Origin of the sequence: Avibacterium volantium (assembly GCF_049366555.1) — a bacterium.
GTDB lineage: Bacteria > Pseudomonadota > Gammaproteobacteria > Enterobacterales > Pasteurellaceae > Avibacterium > Avibacterium volantium_A.
On the sequence record NZ_JBMMGT010000009.1, the window covers coordinates 1 to 18,009 of the forward strand.

Consider the following 18,009-nt stretch of genomic DNA (forward strand, 5'->3'; position numbering starts at 1 on the left):
TGAACATATTAAATCACAACATTAATCAATTTCTTCTGTTTTTTCCACCGCACTTTTAATTGTGAGTCGAACTTCAGTAGAAATCATTTGCGCAAGAATTTCGCTGAGTTCGTCAAGTAACGCCTCGTTCACTTGATTATTCTCATCAAAATAACCATATTGTTTTAGGTTACCCACAAACGCAGAAAACACCGCTTTATCAAAAAACTCTGGCGCATTAATGCCGTGTAACACAGATAAACGTTGCGCCACCGATTGACTTTCTTTTTCCAATGTCGCACGAGAAATCGTCGGATCATTTTGTAGAATGCTCACTGTGATGTAATAACGCTGCAAAATCTCTCTCACACCCGATGACCAAAGTTGCAACATTCTGACTTGCGGTTTATGAATTGCGAGCAAATTCTCATTGCACTGAATAATATTTTGTCGTTGCAATTCTTGAATAATATTTTCGACACGCTCTTTTAATTCATCATCGCTGAAATGTAAAAATAATTCACCGCGCAAGAACGAATAAATTTTTCCAACTGCCTCCAACACAAGATCTTTTTGGATTGCACCATAATGCAACACAATGCTTGCCACCAAAGAAGGCAAAGCAAATAAATGTTGAATATTGTTGCGGTAATAGGTCATTAACACCGCAGAATTACGCTCTAAGCGAATAATTTCGCCAAAATTATCTTTTTCAACCAGAACGCCCACACGATCAAGGTTTAAAACGTGATCGAGCATTTCTTCTGGCATTTCGCTTGGCACAATCACATCATCAGAATAAGGTACATTCTGCAAAAATTGCTGATAACTTGCTAACTGCTCTAATAACTGTTTACGCGTCAAGGCTCGCTGACGAGAGGACAACAATGCCGTTCCCGTTAAATTCATCGCATTAACGGCAGCTGCATTATTAATATTCACCATAACTTGGTTTGAAACGGAATCAACCGCTTTATTAAACCATTGTGAACGCTCATCTTCTGAATGCGGTTCTTTCCATTCTGGGAAATGTTGGTTCAAATAACTGCTTAATACAATCGGCTCGCCAAAATTCACATAGCCTTTGCCTAAATTACGCAATTTTTTGATTACGCGTAACACCAGCCCCGCATTTTCTTTCTCTTTTGCCGCACCACGCAATTCTTTGGCGTAAGTGTCCACTTCTAAAACGTGCTCATAACCCACATAAACAGGCACGACAGAAATTGGACGCGTCTGACGCTGCTGCAAGGCTTGCAAGGTCATTGACATCATTCCAGTTTTTGGCGCAAGTAAACGCCCGGTACGAGAACGCCCACCTTCAATGAAATATTCAACTGAGTAACCACGATGGAATAATTCCGCTAAATATTCACGGAAAATGGTTGAATATAGGCGGTTGCCTTTAAATGTACGGCGAATAAAAAATGCACCGCCACGGCGGAACATTGCGCCCACAGGCCAGAAATTTAAGTTTATTCCAGCAGCGATATGCGGTGTTACCAAACCTTGATGATATAACACATAAGAAAGCAATAAATAGTCAATATGACTGCGATGGCAAGGCACATAAACGATTTCGTGGCCTTCAAGTGCCAATTTGCGCACACGATCAGCGTGTTGCACATCAATACCTTGATAAAGTTTATTCCATAGCCAACGCAAGAAACGATCCGCTACACGCAAGCCTTCATAGCTTACATTGGCGGCGATCTCATCTAAGATTTTATAGGCCTCTTTTTGCGCTTTTTCCATTGGAATTTTCTTGCTTTTGGCTTCATCTTCAATGGCTTTTAGAATCGCAGGGGATTGCAGCAATTTATTAAACATCGCTTGACGATTTGGCAAGCGCGGCCCTGTGGCTGAAATGCGTTGTTTAGAAAAGTGAATTTTCGCAACTCGCGCTAACTTCGCGGCAATTTTTTCATCTGAGCCGTGTTCATTCACCATATAACGCAGTGAAACAGCTTGCGAAAAGCGCACAAAGGTATCACGCCCAAACCAAATCGCGGCGGCAAATTTTTGAATACCGTTTAATAAACGCAAATTTGGCAAGCCTGTTTTATTTTCATGGCCGGGCGAACGTCCCCATAATACCGAAACAGGAATAAGCTGCACATCAAGATCAGCTAAAGTGCGGTGTAATTCTAGGTATTTATTAAAAATGGCGATGGTTTCCTTTTTTGCCCCTTTAGATTTAAAAATGCGGCGTCCTTCATCTAAAAACACAAAACGTGGCAACGAAATGCCACCAATTTCATTTTTCTCAAAAGGATCAGGCAAGCCAACATTTAAACAATTTTTGCGGAAAATCACTAAATCCGTTTGTGATGTATAAGGCAGCACATAAACGATAGGCTGCTGCACATTTAAAGATAATTCTTCAATAGGATTGTGAGGAATCGGATTATTTTTAACTAATACAGAAAGCGGTAATTCTAATAATTTTCTATATAAATTAAGCATACTTGCCATATAAATTCCGTAATTTATTTATCTAGATAAAAAGTTACGCCATTTTACCACAAAATTTTGGCATTTTTTTCAATTTACGCTGATATAAATTGATTTAGCGCTAAAATTTCGCATAAATCTAACAAAAATCAAACAAATCCCATCAATAAAACAAAAGAAGATTGCAACAAATCTGTTTCTGTATATAATACCAGTGAATATGTATATAAAAACAGGGGAATAAAATGACAATGATGAAAGCCCTCACAGCCCGTCAGCAAGAAGTTTATGATCTACTAAAACGCCATTTGGAAAGCACCGGAATGCCACCAACAAGGGCGGAAATTTCGCGGGAATTGGGATTTCGCTCACCAAATGCGGCAGAAGAACATCTTAAAGCCCTTGCACGAAAAGGCGTAATTGAAATTATCCCAGGTGCATCACGCGGTATTCGTTTACTTGCAGAAGAAAATGAGGAAGAAGAACTAGATGGCTTACCGCTTATCGGACGTGTCGCCGCAGGTGAGCCGATTTTAGCAGAACAGCATATTGAAGGCACTTATAAAGTAGATGCTAATATGTTCAAACCACAAGCGGATTTCTTGCTAAAAGTCTATGGTCAATCAATGAAAGACATTGGCATTTTAGACGGCGATTTATTAGCCGTGCATAGCACTAAAGACGTACGTAATGGCCAAGTGATCGTGGCTCGCATTGAAGATGAAGTTACCGTAAAACGCCTTGAACGCAAAGGCTCGATTGTTTATCTTCACGCAGAAAACGAAGAATTTGAGCCAATTGTGGTTGATCTCGCTGAAACAGAACAATTTGAAATTGAAGGGATTGCGGTAGGGATCATTCGTAATAATGCGTGGATGTAACCCATTTATTTGCTTTGCTCACTATTAAAAAATTCAAAAAATTGCACCGCACTTTGGCTATAAATACAAATGGTTACAAAGCTAGCGATGAGGTAACGAGAGCCTGAGTTTTACAAGCTATCTTTGAATTGTAATGCTCATCGGCTTTACTGAATGAGTTCCATTAAAAGTGCGGTTGTTTTTTGCGAAATTTTTTGAGTAATTTTGAGTAAATTGACGCTTTTTACATATATTAAAAGTGTGCAATTTGAAACTCAAAATTTCCTTATAAAATAACATAATTTCCCCTTGTGCTTTTTCGTTAATCCTGTATAATCGCACGCCTTACAGCTACATCATCATTTTCGTTCCTTGCTTCCGCAAGATTGGTAGCTGGTCTTACAGTCGGAGGCTGATTAACCCGTAAGGAGCAGTAATGCGTCACTACGAAATCGTGTTTATGGTTCACCCGGACCAAAGCGAACAAGTACCAGCGATGATTGAGCGCTATACCAATTCTATTAAAGAAGCGGGCGGTCAAATCCATCGTTTAGAAGATTGGGGTCGCCGTCAATTAGCTTACCCAATCAACAAATTACACAAAGCACATTATGTGCTAATGAATGTAGAAGCGCCTCAAGAAGTCATCGACGAGCTAGAAACAGCATTCCGTTACAACGACGCAGTTCTTCGTAACGCAATTATTCGTACTAAGCACGCCGTAACAGAAGCGTCCCCAATGGTTAAAGCACGCGAAGAGCGTAAACCTTTAGCTGAAGTTGAAAACAACGATTTTGAGGATGCTGAAGAGTAATTCAAAGGTTGATAATCGCTTCTCATTAATTGGGCGAGTTACTGACTTTCCCAAGCGAAGCAAAAGCCCTAACGGCATTGAACATTGTCGCTTTTATTTAGAACATCGTTCAGAGCAACAAGAAGCGGGTTTGCCCCGTCAAGTGTGGTGTAAAATCGCAGTTCAAGTTAGTGGCAATCAATTAATTGCAAAAACTCAAAGCATTACGGTCGGCAGTAATTTATTGATTGTGGGGTTTATCACTGCACACAAATCTGCAAATGGTTTAAGTCAATTAGTATTACACGCCGAGCAAATCGAATTTATAGATTAGGAGACTAGCCAAATGGCACGTTATTTCCGTCGTCGTAAGTTCTGCCGCTTTACAGCGGAAAACGTTCAAGAAATCGATTACAAAGATATCGCAACGTTAAAGAACTATATTTCAGAGAGCGGCAAAATTGTTCCAAGCCGTATTACCGGTACTCGTGCGAAGTATCAACGTCAATTAGCTCGTGCAATCAAACGCGCGCGTTTCTTAGCGTTACTTCCATACACTGATAATCAGTAATTAAGGAGAATACGGTAATGCAAGTAATTCTTTTAGATAAAGTTGTTCACCTTGGTAATGTAGGTGATCAAGTTAATGTTAAATCTGGTTATGCACGTAACTTCTTAATCCCACAAGGGAAAGCAGTTATGGCGACTAAAGCTAATATTGAATATTTTGAAGCACGTCGTGCAGAATTAGAAGAAAAAGCAGCGAAAGCACTTGTGGCAGCAATGGATCGCGCAGAGCGTCTTGAAGCCCTTGAGTCTGTAACCATCGCAAGTAAAGCGGGTGATGAGGGCCGTTTATTCGGTTCTATCGGTACTCGTGATATTGCTGATGCAATCACAGCTCGTGGTGTTGAAGTAGCGAAAAGCGAAGTTCGTTTACCAAACGGTTTAATCCGTACTACTGGTGAACACGAAGTTCGTTTCCAACTTCACGGTGAAGTATTCGCAAACTTACGTCTTATCGTAGTTGCTGAATAATCACAGCTTTTTATAAGATAAAAAACCCAGCGCGCGCTGGGTTTTTGTTTGTAACGATATTTTATATTCTTATTACTTACACATAAAAACGATAAAAAGCACTTTGCCTAAAATATCTCCGATTCTTTCCTTGCTTTCCCCTTCCTGCGATGTCAAACTTACTGCAATCTATGCCTTATAAGGAAATCATTATGGCTAAAAAAATAACAAAAAAAACCACCGCACTTTCCGATCCAAATTATCAGCAGGAATTAAAAAAGTATAGCAACCCTGTGCCAAGTCGTGAGTTTATTCTCAATATTATTCGTGATCATAATGCGCCAATGTCAAAAGAAGAATTATATACCGTTTTGGCGATTCACGATGAGGAGCGTCAAGAGGCAATGCGCCGCCGTTTACGCGCTATGGAAAATGAAGGGCAACTTGTTTTTACCAAGCGTAAGCGCTATGCCTTGCCAGAAAAATTAGACTTAATCAAAGGAATGGTGATTGGGCATAAAGAAGGCTACGGTTTTTTACAAGTGGACGGTGCAAAGCAAGATTTATTCATTCCCAATGGACAAATGAAGCAAGTCATGCACGGTGATTATGTCCTTGCACAACCAAGCGGTTTTGATCGCAAAGGGCGTCAAGAAGTGCGCATCGTGCGTTTACTTGAAGGACGCAAAAAGCATATTGTGGGCCGTTTCTTTTTAGAAGAAGGGATTGGCTATGTTGTGCCTGATGACAGCCGAATCAATCGTGATATTTTGATCCCCAATGAATATCGCCACGGCGCACGAATGGGGCAAGTTGTGGTGGTGGAACTCAAGCCTCGCACTGCAATGTTTACTCGTCCAGTGGGAATGATTATTGAAGTGTTGGGCGAAAATATGGCAAAAGGAATGGAAACCGAAATCGCCATTCGCAATCACGATATTCCGCACGTTTTCCCAAGTGCGGTGCAAAAACAAGTCAAAAAATTCACCGAAGAAGTGCCTGAAGCGGCGAAAAAAGGGCGGGTGGATTTACGCCAACTTCCTTTAGTTACCATTGATGGTGAAGACGCACGAGATTTTGATGACGCGGTGTATTGCGAACGCACCAACAAAGGGGGCTGGAAGCTTTGGGTTGCCATTGCCGATGTGAGCTACTATGTTCGCCTACGCACGGCACTGGATAACGAAGCCTATAATCGTGGAAACTCGGTGTATTTCCCAAATCGTGTTGTGCCAATGTTGCCAGAAGTACTCTCTAACGGCTTGTGTTCGCTCAATCCACAGGTTGATCGTTTATGTATGGTGTGTGAGCTCAACATTTCACCAAAAGGCAAAATGACCGATTACCGCTTTTACGAAGCCGTGATGAATTCTCACGCGCGTTTAACCTATACTAAAGTGGCACGCATTTTGGAAGGTGATGAAGAACTACAACAGCGCTATGAACCCCTTGTTTCCCATTTGCAAGAATTACATCATCTTTATCAAGCCTTGGTAAAAGCTCGCCAACAACGTGGCGCGATTGATTTTGAAACCATCGAAAGCAAATTTGTGTTTAATGAAATGGGACGCATTGAACGCATTGAGCCAGTGGTGCGCAATGATGCCCATAAAATCATTGAAGAATGTATGATTTTAGCCAACATTGCCGCGGCGAATTTTATGGAAACCCACAATGAACCTGCGTTATATCGTATTCACGCAGGGCCAAGTGAAGAAAAACTCAGTGCTTTCCGCGCTTATCTCGCAGAGCAAGGGTTAACTCTCAGCGGTGGTGCAAAGCCAACCACAGAAGATTACGCCAAATTACTAACGCAAGTGAAAGATCGCCCTGATCACGAACTTATCCAAACAATGTTGCTACGCTCTCTCAGCCAAGCGATTTATTCCCCAGATAATATTGGGCATTTTGGCTTAGCACTAGAGCAATATGCGCATTTCACCTCGCCAATTCGCCGCTATCCCGATTTAACTTTACATCGCGGAATCAAATATTTACTGGCTAAATTGCAAGGCTCAAAACGCAAAACTACAGATTCAGGCGGCTATCATTATTCCTTTGATGAAATGGATAACCTAGGCGAACATTGCTCCATGACCGAACGCCGCGCCGATGACGCAACTCGTGAAGTGGCAGATTGGCTCAAATGTGAGTATATGCAAGATCACGTTGGCGAAGAATTTACGGGCGTAATTTCCGCCGTAACAGGTTTTGGCTTATTTGTCCGTTTAGATGATTTATTCATTGACGGGCTTGTACATATTTCAACCTTGGATAACGATTATTACCAATTTGATGTCAATCGCCAGCAGCTAATCGGTGAAAACAGCGGACGAATTTATCGTTTAGGCGATAAAGTGGAAGTGCGAGTAGAAGCCGTTAGCCTTGAACAACGCCAAGTGGATTTCTCACTCATCAGCACAGAACGCAAGCCACGGCGCGAAGGTAAAACAGCCAAAGATAAAGCGAAAAAAGGCTTCCGCTATGCGGAAAGTGCGAAAAAACAAAAAAGGAAATCTGCCACTAAATCAACGAAAAAAGCGAAAAATAAAAGTGCGGTGAAAAAATCAGAAATTTCTGCTAAGAAAAATAAGCGTAAATCGCACCGCACTTAGTTAAATACACTTGCGAAAAAATAGCGCAAGAAGATCGCTTTGCGAAAAACTGGCGGAAAGACGGCAAACAAGCGTATAATTCCGCCTAATTTTATGTATCAATGTAAAGGATAACAATGTCTGAAAATATTTATGGAATCCACGCGGTTAATGCGTTTTTGGCAAATGCACCAGAACGGCTGATTGAAGTTTATGTGCTAAAAGGGCGTGAAGATAAACGCTTACAGCCTGTTCTCAATACGCTTTATCAGCTTGGCATTTCCGTGCAATTCCTTAATCGCGAAACGTTGGATAAAAAAGCCAATGGCGAAGTACATCAAGGAATTATTGCCCGCGTGCAACCTGCCAAAGAATTAAATGAAAATGATCTGGATCGTATTTTACGCGATCAGCAAAATCCCCTTGTTTTGGTGCTAGATGGCGTTACCGATCCGCATAATCTGGGGGCCTGTTTGCGTACCGCCGATGCGGCTGGCGTGTGTGCGGTGATCGTGCCAAAAGATAAATCGGCACAGCTCAATGCCACCGCACGTAAAGTGGCTTGTGGTGCGGCAGAAGTGGTACCATTGATTCGTGTAACCAATTTAGCGCGCACCCTAAGAGAGTTGCAACAGCATTATAATATGTGGGTGGTTGGTACCGCTGGGGAAGCTACAGAAACCTTATACCAAAGCAAATTAACGGGGTCGCTCGCATTAGTAATGGGCGCAGAAGGAGACGGAATGCGCCGCTTAACCCGCGAAACTTGCGATCAGTTGGTGAGTATTCCAATGGCGGGGTCGGTTTCTTCCCTGAATGTGTCAGTCGCGACAGGCGTGTGTTTATTTGAAATTGCAAGACAGCGTTTGGCAGGCTAACAATGAAAAAGTTCGTTCTCTCTCTTTTTATTAGCTTAATTGCGGCTTGTAGTTGGCATAGTGCTACAGCGCCTATTCCAGCCCAATTTGCAGGGGCAGATTATGTGTTATCCGATAAAGATGCACAGCGTTGGGTTTCAGCAAGTCGCCAAGCGGAACAATGTATTTACCCCAATTTAACTCGTATTCAGCAAGCGCATTTTAGTAAAGAAGACGCTTATATCCACGCGCAATATGTGTTCTTCTATCCATTAGAAAACATTATCGGTGAAGAGTACCTCAAAATCATTCAAGATGATGAAAAATCAATGGGCTATGCACAATACCAATTCAAAAAATTCAAACAAACCGAATTTGAACCTTTAACTCAGGCTGAATGTAATGTGCTACGCCTTAAGGCTCGCGATGATTTAGCCGTGGTGAAAGGGCAATATAAAAGTGGTATGGCAGAGATCAGCAAAGAAGAAGACGGCAAAGCAAGCAGCGGCGTTGCCACTAATGATAATAAGTTTTTCTTTGATATTATTAAATGGGGCGCTACCCTACTACTATAAAAATCACAAAAATTTGCACCGCACTTAGTTTTGCACGAATGAGGTAAACACATAAGAAAAAAGGCTAGAAACTCTAGCCAAAAATTATTGATGACTAAGAAAGAGCGGAAATTTTCCGCTCTTTTTTCTTGTTATGATAAAAACTTCGCTTTTAGCTCTTTTGCCACGGCAATTTGTTGTGCGGTGGCTTTGGCGGTCATTGGTTCGCGGCAGTAGCCAGCGTCTACGCCTTCAAGTTTAAGCAATTCTTTAATGGTGAGATACAAGCCGTTTGCCAAAATGCCTTCGATGAGATCATTGGTAACGTGTTGAATTTCGCGGGCTTCGGCAAGTTTGCCGGCTTGGGTAAGTTCAAAAATTTGTCTTGCACGGATACCATTAACGTTGAACGTACTGCCAATCGCACCGTCCACGCCAAGGGCAGCGGCTGGTAGCATCATTTCATCAAAGCCTGCCCACACAAGATGATCTGGGTAAGCTTTTTTCAAGCGTTCTAACAAATAGAAATCGCCTGCGGTGAATTTTACGCCTAACACTTTCGGGTTTTTGTAAAGCTCACCGAATTGTTCCACGCCAATATTCACACCGGTTAAGAATGGAATGGAATAGACGATCATATTATTGCCTGTTTCGGCAATAATGGTGTCGTAATAATGTTTGATTTCTGCAAAGCTAAATTTGTAGTAGAACGGGGTTACCGCTGAAAGGCTGTCGTAACCAAGTTCCGTGGCGTATTTCCCTAATTCCACGGCTTCGTGTAAATTGACGCTCCCTACTTGTGCAATCAATGCTACTTGGTCTTTCCCTTCATCTTTGGCAATGCGGAAAATTTCTTTTTTCTCCGCAGTGGAAATCATAAAGTTTTCCCCTGTGCTGCCGCCCACATACAAGCCGTCCACTTTCATTTTATCAATGTTGTAGCGAATAATTTCACGCAATCCTTTTTCATTGATTGAGCCGTCTTCGTTGTAAGATACAAGCAAGGCGCTAAAAATGCCTTTTAAGTTTTTCATTGGTTTCTCCTAAACTAATTTATTTGATCCGCTGTTCTAAAATCACATTCACGGTTTTTTGCTTCATTTCTGTTGCATTTTCTTCTTCGGCTTGCACGATCAAGGCATAAATTAAATCTAACACAAAGAGCTGTGCAATTTTTGTTCCGATAGAATCTCCTTGTAGTTGCCCCTGTCTATGTCCGTTGATGAGAACATAATCGGCAACCTGTGTAATGGGCGAGCGTAAATTGTGGGTTAATGCCACCGTTGTTGCCCCATTTTTCTTGGCGATATTTAAAGATTGCGTGGTTTCTTTAGAATAACCTGAGTGGCTAATGCCAATCACCACATCATCTTTATTCATCAACGCAGCTTGCATATACATAAAATGGTTGTTGCTAATAGCGTCCACCTGTAACCCAATACGCATTAATTTGTGTTTTGTATCTTCCGCGGTAATGCCTGATGAGCCCACGCCAAAAAGAAACACGCGTTTTGCCTGACGCATTGCCAACACCACTTGTTCAAGCTGTTTTACATCAAGCAAATTAATGGTTTCTTTAATTACATTATTAATGGAATTATGCAGTTTTTCTGCGATATTTTGCGTATCATCATTTTTGGTAATGTCGCTTTCTAACAAAGAATTTGGCTGTTTTTCTTTGGTTGCCAATTCAATGGAAAGCTGCAATTTGAAATCGGTAAACCCTTTAAACCCGAGAGTTCGGCAAAAGCGAATAAAAGTCGCCTCCCCCACATCAAACTGCTGTGAAATTTCCGCCAATGAAAATTGGCTTAACAAATGTGGAGAAGATAAGATCGTAGTCGCAATTTTCTTCTCCGTTTTTGTCAGGCTGTTATACAACGCCCCGATGGTATCCAGAATATTCCCGCTTGTTGCAACCATAAAACTTCCCCCTGTGTTTGTTTAACTCACCAACTCCACTGGCACTTTTACCACTAATTTTTTGATAAATTCTGGCGCTTCCCCAGCCACACAGCCCGGTTTATGAGGCTCATAAGGGAAAAACACGGCAAACATTTTCGGCGTTAAACGCACCGCACTTTTGTTTGGAATATCTGGCGTGAGCTGATAATCATCTGCTTCGTTGTATTCATTATAAGTGCTGAGATCAGGCTCATTTACGCCATATTCAATCACTTCATTGCCGCTAATAAGCAGTTGAACATCAATGTATTTATGGTGAAGTTCTGCTTGTTTGCTGTCGCTTGGTGCGGTGTCAAACTCCATCACATTCATATAAATTTGATCGGTGAGATCGTGGCGGCCAACAGTTAATTTGGTGAGCTCCATTCTTCTTAATTGATGACAAATTTCTGCCAGCGCCATTGGTAAACCTCTGGCAAAATCATCACGGGTTAAATCGCCTAAAATCATTTTGTACTCCTTCGATTTTTATTGTTTTATGACTTGTTGCTCTAGCCAATAAGCCGCACCTAATAAACCTGCATCAGCGCCAGATTGAGCGGCTTCAATAGGGCATTGATAAAACGTTGGCATTGTCTGTAAATATTGTTGTACTAAAGGCAAATAACCTTGCGCCAAGCCCACACTACCGCCTAACACCACTTTTTGAATATCTAGGCTAATCACCATATCGGCAATTAAATTGGCAATGGCTTGCGCAGAACGTTGCACAAGTGCGGTGGCTTTTTCGTCATTTTTTCTAAAGCGTTCAAACACTTCTTTTGGTGAACAAGGTTCTGCCCATTGTGAAGACACCGCTTCAATGGCGCGTCCTGATGCAATGGCTTCCACACAACCTTTACGCCCACAACCACACATTGGCCCATTGGGATCAGCAAGGGTATGCCCAATATGTCCAGCAATGCCGTTCTCGCCTGTGGTTAATTCGCCATTTAAAATGATTCCACCGCCCACGCCGGTGGATACGGTAATAAATAAGAAATTTTGCACCGCACTTTTATCTTGTGCTTGATATTCTGCACAGACCGCAGCTTGCACATCATTGAGTAAGCCAATGGGCTTATCGGTGTAACGCGCAATACACGCTTTCAGTGGAAAATTGGCAAGACCGCCCAAATTTTTCGGATTTAATGCGGTTAACACGCCACGATTAATAATCCCTGTGGACGCCACAGCCACCGCATCAAACTGCCCTGCATAGCCTGTAACTAAGGTTTTTAACGCCTGCTCCATTCCTTGTGCAGACTGATCTTGCGGGGTGCTAATTTGCTGACGTTGTGAAATCACGCCATTTTCCACCAATGCGGCAGCAATTTTTGTGCCACCAATATCTAATGCTAAACAACGCATACGCCGTCCTTGTTTTGGTTATGATTTTGCTGATTTCACCGCACTGGAAAACCAGCTCACAATATGTTCTAAGCGAGTCAGCGCCGATCCCACGGTAACCACATCTGCGCCAATTTCAATGGCTTTTTTCGCCAGCTCTGGGGTGTTGTAACGCCCTTCCGCCATCACATAACAGCCCGCCGCTTTGAGATCTTTCACTAGCTGATAATCAGGCTCATCAGGCACTTCACCGCCTGTGTAGCCCGACATTGTGCTGCCCACAATATCAAAGCCGAGTTTTTGGCAATACAGCCCTTCTTCCAAGTTCGAGCAATCGGCCATCGCTAAACAGCCTAATTCTTTGATTTTTTTCACCGCACTTTCAAGGGAAACAGGACGCGTGCGCAACGTGCCGTCCACGGCAATAATGTCTGCGCCCGCCGCTGCTAAATCTTCAATATCCTGCAAAAACGGCGTAATGCGCACAGGGCTATCTGGCAAATCACGTTTTACAATCCCAATAATGGGCTTATCCACCACAGGGCGCGTGGCTTTTAAGTTTTCGACTCCTTCAATTCGCAATCCAGCTGCGCCTCCTTGCACTGAGGCTTGTGCCATTGCCGCCACGATTTCAGGCTTATCCATCGGGCCGTCATCAACAGGTTGGCAAGAGGCAATAAGCCCGTAGCGAATCTGGTTTAACACATCTTGATGTGATAATTTTGACATATAAACTCCAAGATATTTTTAAGAAAGGAAGTTAATTTTCACTGGGTGCTAGGATAGACCTCTGAAAATAAAATACAAGAAAAATAGTTTAAAAGTGAGATCCAGATCATAAATTGGAGTAAAATTTCATAAACAATTTGAAAAAACTCCAGCCACCTTGTATTTTTAAAGGGAAATACATTTTTTGCTGAAAATGCTACATCTCTCTTCTCAAACCAAAATTAGGATTTTCTTGAAATATTACTTCATTAAAATTTGAGAATGAAAGCATTACAAGGCAAATCTGTTTCGCATTTCATTATAGATAAGTATCGCACTATTTAGTTGAACATCTTTGGAGTTCCTATGAAATATTTCAATAAATTAGAAGAATGGGTGGGCGGCGTTTTATTCCTTGTCATTTTTATCATTCTTCTTGCCCAAATTATCGCTCGCCAAGTTTTTGATTCTCCATTTATCTGGAGTGAAGAGCTGGCTCGCTTACTCTTTGTTTATGTCGCGATGTTTGGCGTTAGTATGGCAACGCGTTCGCAACAACACGTTTACATCGACTTTCTCACAAATTTAATGCATGAGAAGGTGCGGAAAGCCATCAACTCTTTTGTTCAACTGATTATCTTTGCTTGTATTTTCTTGTTTATCTATTTAGGTTTCAAAGTCTTTTTAGATGCCAGCTTTGAAATTGTATCCTTGCAGATTTCGGAAAAATGGCTTTATGCGCCTTTGCCATTCATTTCAATTTTAGTGTTTGTTCGCTTTCTGCAAGCGCAAAGTGAAAATTACAAAAATCAATTGAGCTATTTGCCTGCCACTTTCTACATTATTTTCGCTTTGCTTCTGTTTGCAATTTTGATGACCCACCCAGAATGGTTCAAAGCCTTGCGCATTAGCAACTACATCAAACTTGGCAGCAATGCGGTGTATGTCTGCTTAATTGTGTGGCTTGTGATTATGTTCCTTGGCACACCTGTGGGCTGGTCGCTATTTATCGTTACCATTTTATATTTCGCAATGACTCGCTGGAATGTGGTCAATTCTGCTTCATCAAAATTAGTTGATAGCCTAAACAGTTTCCCACTGCTTTCCGTGCCGTTCTTTATTCTAACGGGGATTTTGATGAACACAGGTGGCATAACCGAACGGATTTTCAACTTTGCCAAAGCCTTGTTAGGGCATTATTCTGGCGGTATGGGACACGTTAATATCGGCGCAAGTTTAATTTTCTCTGGAATGTCGGGGTCAGCACTGGCAGACGCTGGTGGCTTAGGTCAGCTTGAAATTAAAGCAATGCGTGATGCGGGCTATGATGATGATATTTGTGGAGGGATCACGGCGGCATCTTGTATTATTGGTCCCCTTGTGCCACCAAGTATTGCGATGATTATTTATGGTGTGATCGCCAATGAATCTATCGCCAAACTCTTTGTCGCAGGCTTTGTACCTGGGGTTTTACTCACGATCGCATTAATGGCGATGAACTATGCCATTGCGAAAAAACGTCATTATCCAAGAACGCCAAAAGCCTCACTACAACAGCGTTGTGAAGCATTCAAAAAAGCCATTTGGGCAATCCTCACCCCAATTTTAATTATTGGCGGCATTTTCTCAGGCTTGTTCACCCCAACAGAAGCTGCTGTGATCGCTGCTGCCTACTCCATTATTATTGGAATGTTTGCGTACCGCGAACTCACGCTAAAAATGGTATTCAAAAGCTGTGTGGAAGCAATGGCAATCACCGGAGTAACCGCCCTAATGGTGATGACGGTAACCTTCTTCGGCGATATGATAGCACGTGAGCAAGTGGCAATGCGCATTGCCGATCTCTTTATGGCCGTGGCAGATACACCAACAATGGTGCTCATTATGATCAACTTGCTGCTCTTATTCTTAGGAATGTTTATTGATGCTCTTGCGCTACAATTCTTAGTGCTACCAATGCTCATTCCAATCGCGGTGCATTTTGGTATTGATCTAGTCTTCTTTGGCGTGATGACCACATTAAATATGATGGTGGGCATTTTAACCCCACCAATGGGAATGGCATTGTTCGTGGTAGCCCGTGTAGGGAATATGCCAGTGAGTACGGTAACCAAAGGGGTGCTACCGTTCTTAATCCCTGTGTTTACCACCTTGGTGCTTATCACCATCTTCCCACAAATTATTACCTTTATACCAAATCTCTTAATGCCATAAGAGAAAAGAAAAACCAAAGTGCGGGTGAAAATTCACCCGCTTTTTTATCGCCAATTTATCACTAAAAATTCCGAAAAAAAGCACCGCACTTTGATTTTTAGAAAAATCCTTTTTGCAAAAAATGGAGTATCATTTCATATCAAAAAATGCTTAATGCGTTTAAAACCAAGTCATTTCAAGAAAAAATGCGTTTAAAAGTTTTTTCAATCTTTTTTCAATTTTGTGATACAGCTCTCAGTAATGAAATATTACTTCATTTATTATATAGCCATTAGGACGTTTCCTCCGTTGTTTGGCGTTGTCGTATCCCCAAAGAGAAATATGCCCTAACCATTTAGATTGAAATGTTCTGTTCACTCTGCAAATCAATGAAAGGAGAATTGCAATGAAATTAAACAAACTTGCTCTTGCTACATTATGTTTAGGTCTATCTAGCTCGGTGTTTGCCGCAGACTATAACTTAAAATTTGGTATGGTTGCTGGTACAAGCTCCAATGAATACAAAGCCGTTGAGTTCTTCGCAAAAGAAGTGAAAGATAAATCTCAAGGTAAAATTGAAGTTGCAATTTTCCCAAGCGCTCAACTTGGTGATGACCGCGTAATGTTAAAGCAACTTAAAGATGGTGCATTAGACTTCACTCTTGCAGAATCTGCCCGTTTCCAAATTTTCTATCCTGAAGCGGAAGTGTTTGCACTGCCTTATATGTTGAAAAATTTTGATGTGGCGAAAAAAGCCGTGTTAGAAACCAACTTTGGTAAAAACTTATTCGCTAAAATCAATAAAGAGTTAGGTGTGAGCGTGCTTTCTATCGGTTATAACGGTACTCGCCAAACCACCTCAAACCGCCCAATTAACAGCATTGCGGATATGAAAGGCTTGAAACTTCGTGTGCCGAATGCGGCGACTAACCTTGCTTTCGCTAAATATGTCGGTGCAACCCCAACACCAATGGCATTTTCTGAAGTGTATCTTGCGTTACAAACCAATGCGGTAGATGGCCAAGAAAACCCCTTACCAACCATTCAAGCGCAAAAATTCTATGAAGTGCAAAAATACTTAGCGTTAACCAACCACATTTTAAATGACCAACTTTACGTTATCAGTAATGAAACCCTTGATGAGTTGCCAGATGATTTGAAAGCTGTGGTGAAAGAAGCTGCGCTTAAAGCCGCAGATTATCACACAAAATTATTTGTGGACGGCGAAAATGAGTTAATCGCTTTCTTCCAAGAAAAAGGCGTAACCGTAACGAAACCTGATCTTGCGCCGTTCAAAGCAGCGTTACAACCATATTACGATGAATACTTGAAAAAGAATGGTGAAGTTGGAAAACAAGCTGTAGAAGAAATCTCTGAGTTAGCTAAATAAGTGGTTTGCTTACTCAATCTATTAAGCAATAACCTTAACGACAAGAGGTCAATATGAAAAAAACAGCATTACACAGTGCATTATTTGCTGCCATTGCAATGACAACATTTGCTGCACAATCAAGCCAATATCCTGATCTGCCTGTAGGGATTAAAAGCGGAACAGGGGCATTAATTGGCGATACCGTTTATGTAGGTTTAGGAACGGGTGGAGATAAATTTTATTCTCTTAATTTAAAAGAGAAAGACGCTAAATGGCAAGAACTGCCAGCTTTCCCAGGTGGAAAACGTAATCAACCGGTTTCTGCTGGCGTAGATGGTAAGCTCTATGTGTTTGGCGGTTTCCAAGATACTGATGTGGCGAAAAATCAAGTCATCAATGATGCTTATCGCTATGATCCAAAAACAAACACTTGGACAAAATTGCAAACTCGCTCACCACGTTCAGCCGTAGGAGCTAGTGTGGCAGAAACCAACGGTAAAATTTATTTTGTAGGCGGAATTAACCAAGAAATTTGGAACGGACTTTTCCAAGACATCGCAGCCGCAGGTGGCGATAAAGACAAAGAAAAAGCCATTTTTGATCCTTATTTCAATTTACGCGTACAGGATTTCTTCTTCTCACCAGAAATTGTCAGCTATGAGCCAGCCACCAACACGTGGCGTAACGAAGGCATTTTCCCATACTCAGGACGAGCAGGGGCAGCTGTAGCAATTAAGGATAACAAACTTCTTGTTGTAAACGGAGAAGTAAAAGCAGGATTGCGAACCCAAACCACGGAACTTGGTACAATCGGTAAAAATGGAGTTACTTGGAAAAAATTAGGCGATTTACCAACACCGAAAGGGCAAAAACAACAAGAAGGTATTGCTGGCGCAATGGGGGGCTACACCTACGGTAACTATATCGTAACCGGTGGGGCAAACTTCCCGGGGGCGCGAGCAAATTATCAAAATGGTATCACCGATGCACATCGCACTGGTGGGTTGAAAAAAACTTGGCATAGTGATATTTACGCACTCAATGCCAAGAAAGGCACTTGGAAAATCATTGGTAACTTACCAGAGCCGATTGGTTATGGGGTAAGTGTCAGCTATGATAACAAAGTGCTATTAATCGGTGGTGAAGGTCAAGGAGGAAAAGCACTCACCGCAGTTCAAATAATGAGTTATGACGGAAAAAAACTGGTTGTTGAATAAAACATACCGATAAACATAATCTAAAGCCTCGTCTGACGAGGCTTTTTTCATAAAAATTCGCCAAAATTACACCGCACTTAAAAATATCCATTTATAGTCGTTTAAGTTCAAAATAAG

The 18,009-nt window shown here is 41.7% G+C and carries 17 protein-coding genes; 11 read left to right on the forward strand and 6 right to left on the reverse strand.

All coding sequences use genetic code 11. The features are described 5' to 3' along the window. Positions 1 to 21: 21 nt before the first annotated feature. Positions 22 to 2,454, reverse strand: coding sequence for a glycerol-3-phosphate 1-O-acyltransferase PlsB (gene plsB / locus ACLS0A_RS04010; protein ID WP_416082501.1), 2,433 nt, complete (start codon positions 2,452 to 2,454; stop codon positions 22 to 24). A gap of 224 nt (positions 2,455 to 2,678) precedes the next feature. Between plsB and lexA the strand changes: the two genes are divergently transcribed. The 8 genes from lexA (at position 2,679) to ACLS0A_RS04050 (ending at position 9,129) form a co-directional block, all read left to right on the forward strand. Next, on the forward strand, positions 2,679 to 3,314 hold the full coding sequence (gene lexA, locus ACLS0A_RS04015) for a transcriptional repressor LexA (RefSeq protein WP_416082502.1): 636 nt from the start codon (positions 2,679 to 2,681) through the stop codon (positions 3,312 to 3,314). Positions 3,315 to 3,729: 415 nt separating this feature from the next. Then, complete coding sequence (rpsF, locus tag ACLS0A_RS04020; protein ID WP_035687243.1) at positions 3,730 to 4,107, forward strand: 30S ribosomal protein S6; 378 nt, start codon at positions 3,730 to 3,732, stop codon at positions 4,105 to 4,107. Further along, the gene (priB, locus tag ACLS0A_RS04025; protein ID WP_416082503.1) at positions 4,094 to 4,420 is read left to right on the forward strand and encodes a primosomal replication protein N; all 327 of its coding nucleotides are present in this window, start codon (positions 4,094 to 4,096) and stop codon (positions 4,418 to 4,420) included. The genes rpsF and priB overlap by 14 nt, the downstream gene beginning before the upstream one ends. 12 nt (positions 4,421 to 4,432) lie before the next feature. Beyond that, positions 4,433 to 4,657, forward strand: a complete 225-nt coding sequence (rpsR, locus tag ACLS0A_RS04030; protein ID WP_035687245.1) for a 30S ribosomal protein S18 — start codon at positions 4,433 to 4,435, stop codon at positions 4,655 to 4,657. Between the two features lie 17 nt (positions 4,658 to 4,674). Continuing rightward, positions 4,675 to 5,124 (forward strand): 50S ribosomal protein L9, encoded by a 450-nt coding sequence (gene rplI / locus ACLS0A_RS04035; protein WP_103854029.1) that lies wholly within the window; start codon positions 4,675 to 4,677, stop codon positions 5,122 to 5,124. A gap of 191 nt (positions 5,125 to 5,315) precedes the next feature. Next, the gene (gene rnr, locus ACLS0A_RS04040) at positions 5,316 to 7,718 is read left to right on the forward strand and encodes a ribonuclease R (RefSeq protein WP_416082504.1); all 2,403 of its coding nucleotides are present in this window, start codon (positions 5,316 to 5,318) and stop codon (positions 7,716 to 7,718) included. A gap of 116 nt (positions 7,719 to 7,834) precedes the next feature. Next, a complete protein-coding gene (gene rlmB, locus ACLS0A_RS04045) occupies positions 7,835 to 8,575 on the forward strand; it encodes a 23S rRNA (guanosine(2251)-2'-O)-methyltransferase RlmB (protein ID WP_126371812.1) in 741 nt (246 codons plus the stop codon). 2 nt (positions 8,576 to 8,577) lie between these two features. After that, positions 8,578 to 9,129, forward strand: a complete 552-nt coding sequence (locus ACLS0A_RS04050) for a DUF5358 domain-containing protein (RefSeq protein WP_416082505.1) — start codon at positions 8,578 to 8,580, stop codon at positions 9,127 to 9,129. Positions 9,130 to 9,260: 131 nt separating this feature from the next. Here ACLS0A_RS04050 and nanA read toward each other — a convergent pair whose 3' ends face one another. The 5 genes from nanA to ACLS0A_RS04075 are packed head-to-tail and all read right to left on the reverse strand — an operon-like array spanning position 9,261 to position 13,131. Continuing rightward, the gene (gene nanA / locus ACLS0A_RS04055) at positions 9,261 to 10,142 is read right to left on the reverse strand and encodes an N-acetylneuraminate lyase (protein ID WP_416082506.1); all 882 of its coding nucleotides are present in this window, start codon (positions 10,140 to 10,142) and stop codon (positions 9,261 to 9,263) included. Between the two features lie 19 nt (positions 10,143 to 10,161). Further along, positions 10,162 to 11,031: a MurR/RpiR family transcriptional regulator gene (locus tag ACLS0A_RS04060; protein WP_126371808.1), complete on the reverse strand. Its 870-nt coding sequence runs from the start codon at positions 11,029 to 11,031 to the stop codon at positions 10,162 to 10,164. 21 nt (positions 11,032 to 11,052) lie between these two features. Then, the gene (gene nanQ / locus ACLS0A_RS04065; RefSeq protein WP_416082507.1) at positions 11,053 to 11,523 is read right to left on the reverse strand and encodes an N-acetylneuraminate anomerase; all 471 of its coding nucleotides are present in this window, start codon (positions 11,521 to 11,523) and stop codon (positions 11,053 to 11,055) included. A gap of 18 nt (positions 11,524 to 11,541) precedes the next feature. Further along, positions 11,542 to 12,423, reverse strand: coding sequence for an N-acetylmannosamine kinase (locus tag ACLS0A_RS04070; protein ID WP_416082508.1), 882 nt, complete (start codon positions 12,421 to 12,423; stop codon positions 11,542 to 11,544). Between the two features lie 18 nt (positions 12,424 to 12,441). Next, on the reverse strand, positions 12,442 to 13,131 hold the full coding sequence (locus tag ACLS0A_RS04075; protein WP_416082509.1) for an N-acetylmannosamine-6-phosphate 2-epimerase: 690 nt from the start codon (positions 13,129 to 13,131) through the stop codon (positions 12,442 to 12,444). Positions 13,132 to 13,476: 345 nt separating this feature from the next. Between ACLS0A_RS04075 and ACLS0A_RS04080 the strand changes: the two genes are divergently transcribed. From ACLS0A_RS04080 to ACLS0A_RS04090, 3 genes are all read left to right on the forward strand, one after another. Beyond that, positions 13,477 to 15,324 (forward strand): TRAP transporter large permease subunit, encoded by a 1,848-nt coding sequence (locus ACLS0A_RS04080; RefSeq protein ID WP_416082510.1) that lies wholly within the window; start codon positions 13,477 to 13,479, stop codon positions 15,322 to 15,324. A 385-nt stretch (positions 15,325 to 15,709) separates the two neighbouring features. Continuing rightward, positions 15,710 to 16,693: a sialic acid TRAP transporter substrate-binding protein SiaP gene (locus ACLS0A_RS04085; protein WP_130231557.1), complete on the forward strand. Its 984-nt coding sequence runs from the start codon at positions 15,710 to 15,712 to the stop codon at positions 16,691 to 16,693. Positions 16,694 to 16,746: 53 nt separating this feature from the next. Continuing rightward, a complete protein-coding gene (locus ACLS0A_RS04090) occupies positions 16,747 to 17,892 on the forward strand; it encodes an N-acetylneuraminate epimerase (protein ID WP_416082511.1) in 1,146 nt (381 codons plus the stop codon). The last annotated feature ends 117 nt before the right edge of the window (positions 17,893 to 18,009 follow it).

Excerpts from the sequence above, each read along its gene's own strand:
- plsB (WP_416082501.1), bottom strand. The coding sequence starts at position 2,454 with ATGGCAAGTATGCTTAATTTATATAGAAAATTATTAGAATTACCGCTT.
- lexA (WP_416082502.1), top strand. The coding sequence starts at position 2,679 with ATGACAATGATGAAAGCCCTCACAGCCCGTCAGCAAGAAGTTTATGAT.
- rpsF (WP_035687243.1), top strand. The coding sequence starts at position 3,730 with ATGCGTCACTACGAAATCGTGTTTATGGTTCACCCGGACCAAAGCGAA.
- priB (WP_416082503.1), top strand. The coding sequence starts at position 4,094 with ATGCTGAAGAGTAATTCAAAGGTTGATAATCGCTTCTCATTAATTGGG.
- rpsR (WP_035687245.1), top strand. The coding sequence starts at position 4,433 with ATGGCACGTTATTTCCGTCGTCGTAAGTTCTGCCGCTTTACAGCGGAA.
- rplI (WP_103854029.1), top strand. The coding sequence starts at position 4,675 with ATGCAAGTAATTCTTTTAGATAAAGTTGTTCACCTTGGTAATGTAGGT.
- rnr (WP_416082504.1), top strand. The coding sequence starts at position 5,316 with ATGGCTAAAAAAATAACAAAAAAAACCACCGCACTTTCCGATCCAAAT.
- rlmB (WP_126371812.1), top strand. The coding sequence starts at position 7,835 with ATGTCTGAAAATATTTATGGAATCCACGCGGTTAATGCGTTTTTGGCA.
- ACLS0A_RS04050 (WP_416082505.1), top strand. The coding sequence starts at position 8,578 with ATGAAAAAGTTCGTTCTCTCTCTTTTTATTAGCTTAATTGCGGCTTGT.
- nanA (WP_416082506.1), bottom strand. The coding sequence starts at position 10,142 with ATGAAAAACTTAAAAGGCATTTTTAGCGCCTTGCTTGTATCTTACAAC.
- ACLS0A_RS04060 (WP_126371808.1), bottom strand. The coding sequence starts at position 11,031 with ATGGTTGCAACAAGCGGGAATATTCTGGATACCATCGGGGCGTTGTAT.
- nanQ (WP_416082507.1), bottom strand. The coding sequence starts at position 11,523 with ATGATTTTAGGCGATTTAACCCGTGATGATTTTGCCAGAGGTTTACCA.
- ACLS0A_RS04070 (WP_416082508.1), bottom strand. The coding sequence starts at position 12,423 with ATGCGTTGTTTAGCATTAGATATTGGTGGCACAAAAATTGCTGCCGCA.
- ACLS0A_RS04075 (WP_416082509.1), bottom strand. The coding sequence starts at position 13,131 with ATGTCAAAATTATCACATCAAGATGTGTTAAACCAGATTCGCTACGGG.
- ACLS0A_RS04080 (WP_416082510.1), top strand. The coding sequence starts at position 13,477 with ATGAAATATTTCAATAAATTAGAAGAATGGGTGGGCGGCGTTTTATTC.
- ACLS0A_RS04085 (WP_130231557.1), top strand. The coding sequence starts at position 15,710 with ATGAAATTAAACAAACTTGCTCTTGCTACATTATGTTTAGGTCTATCT.
- ACLS0A_RS04090 (WP_416082511.1), top strand. The coding sequence starts at position 16,747 with ATGAAAAAAACAGCATTACACAGTGCATTATTTGCTGCCATTGCAATG.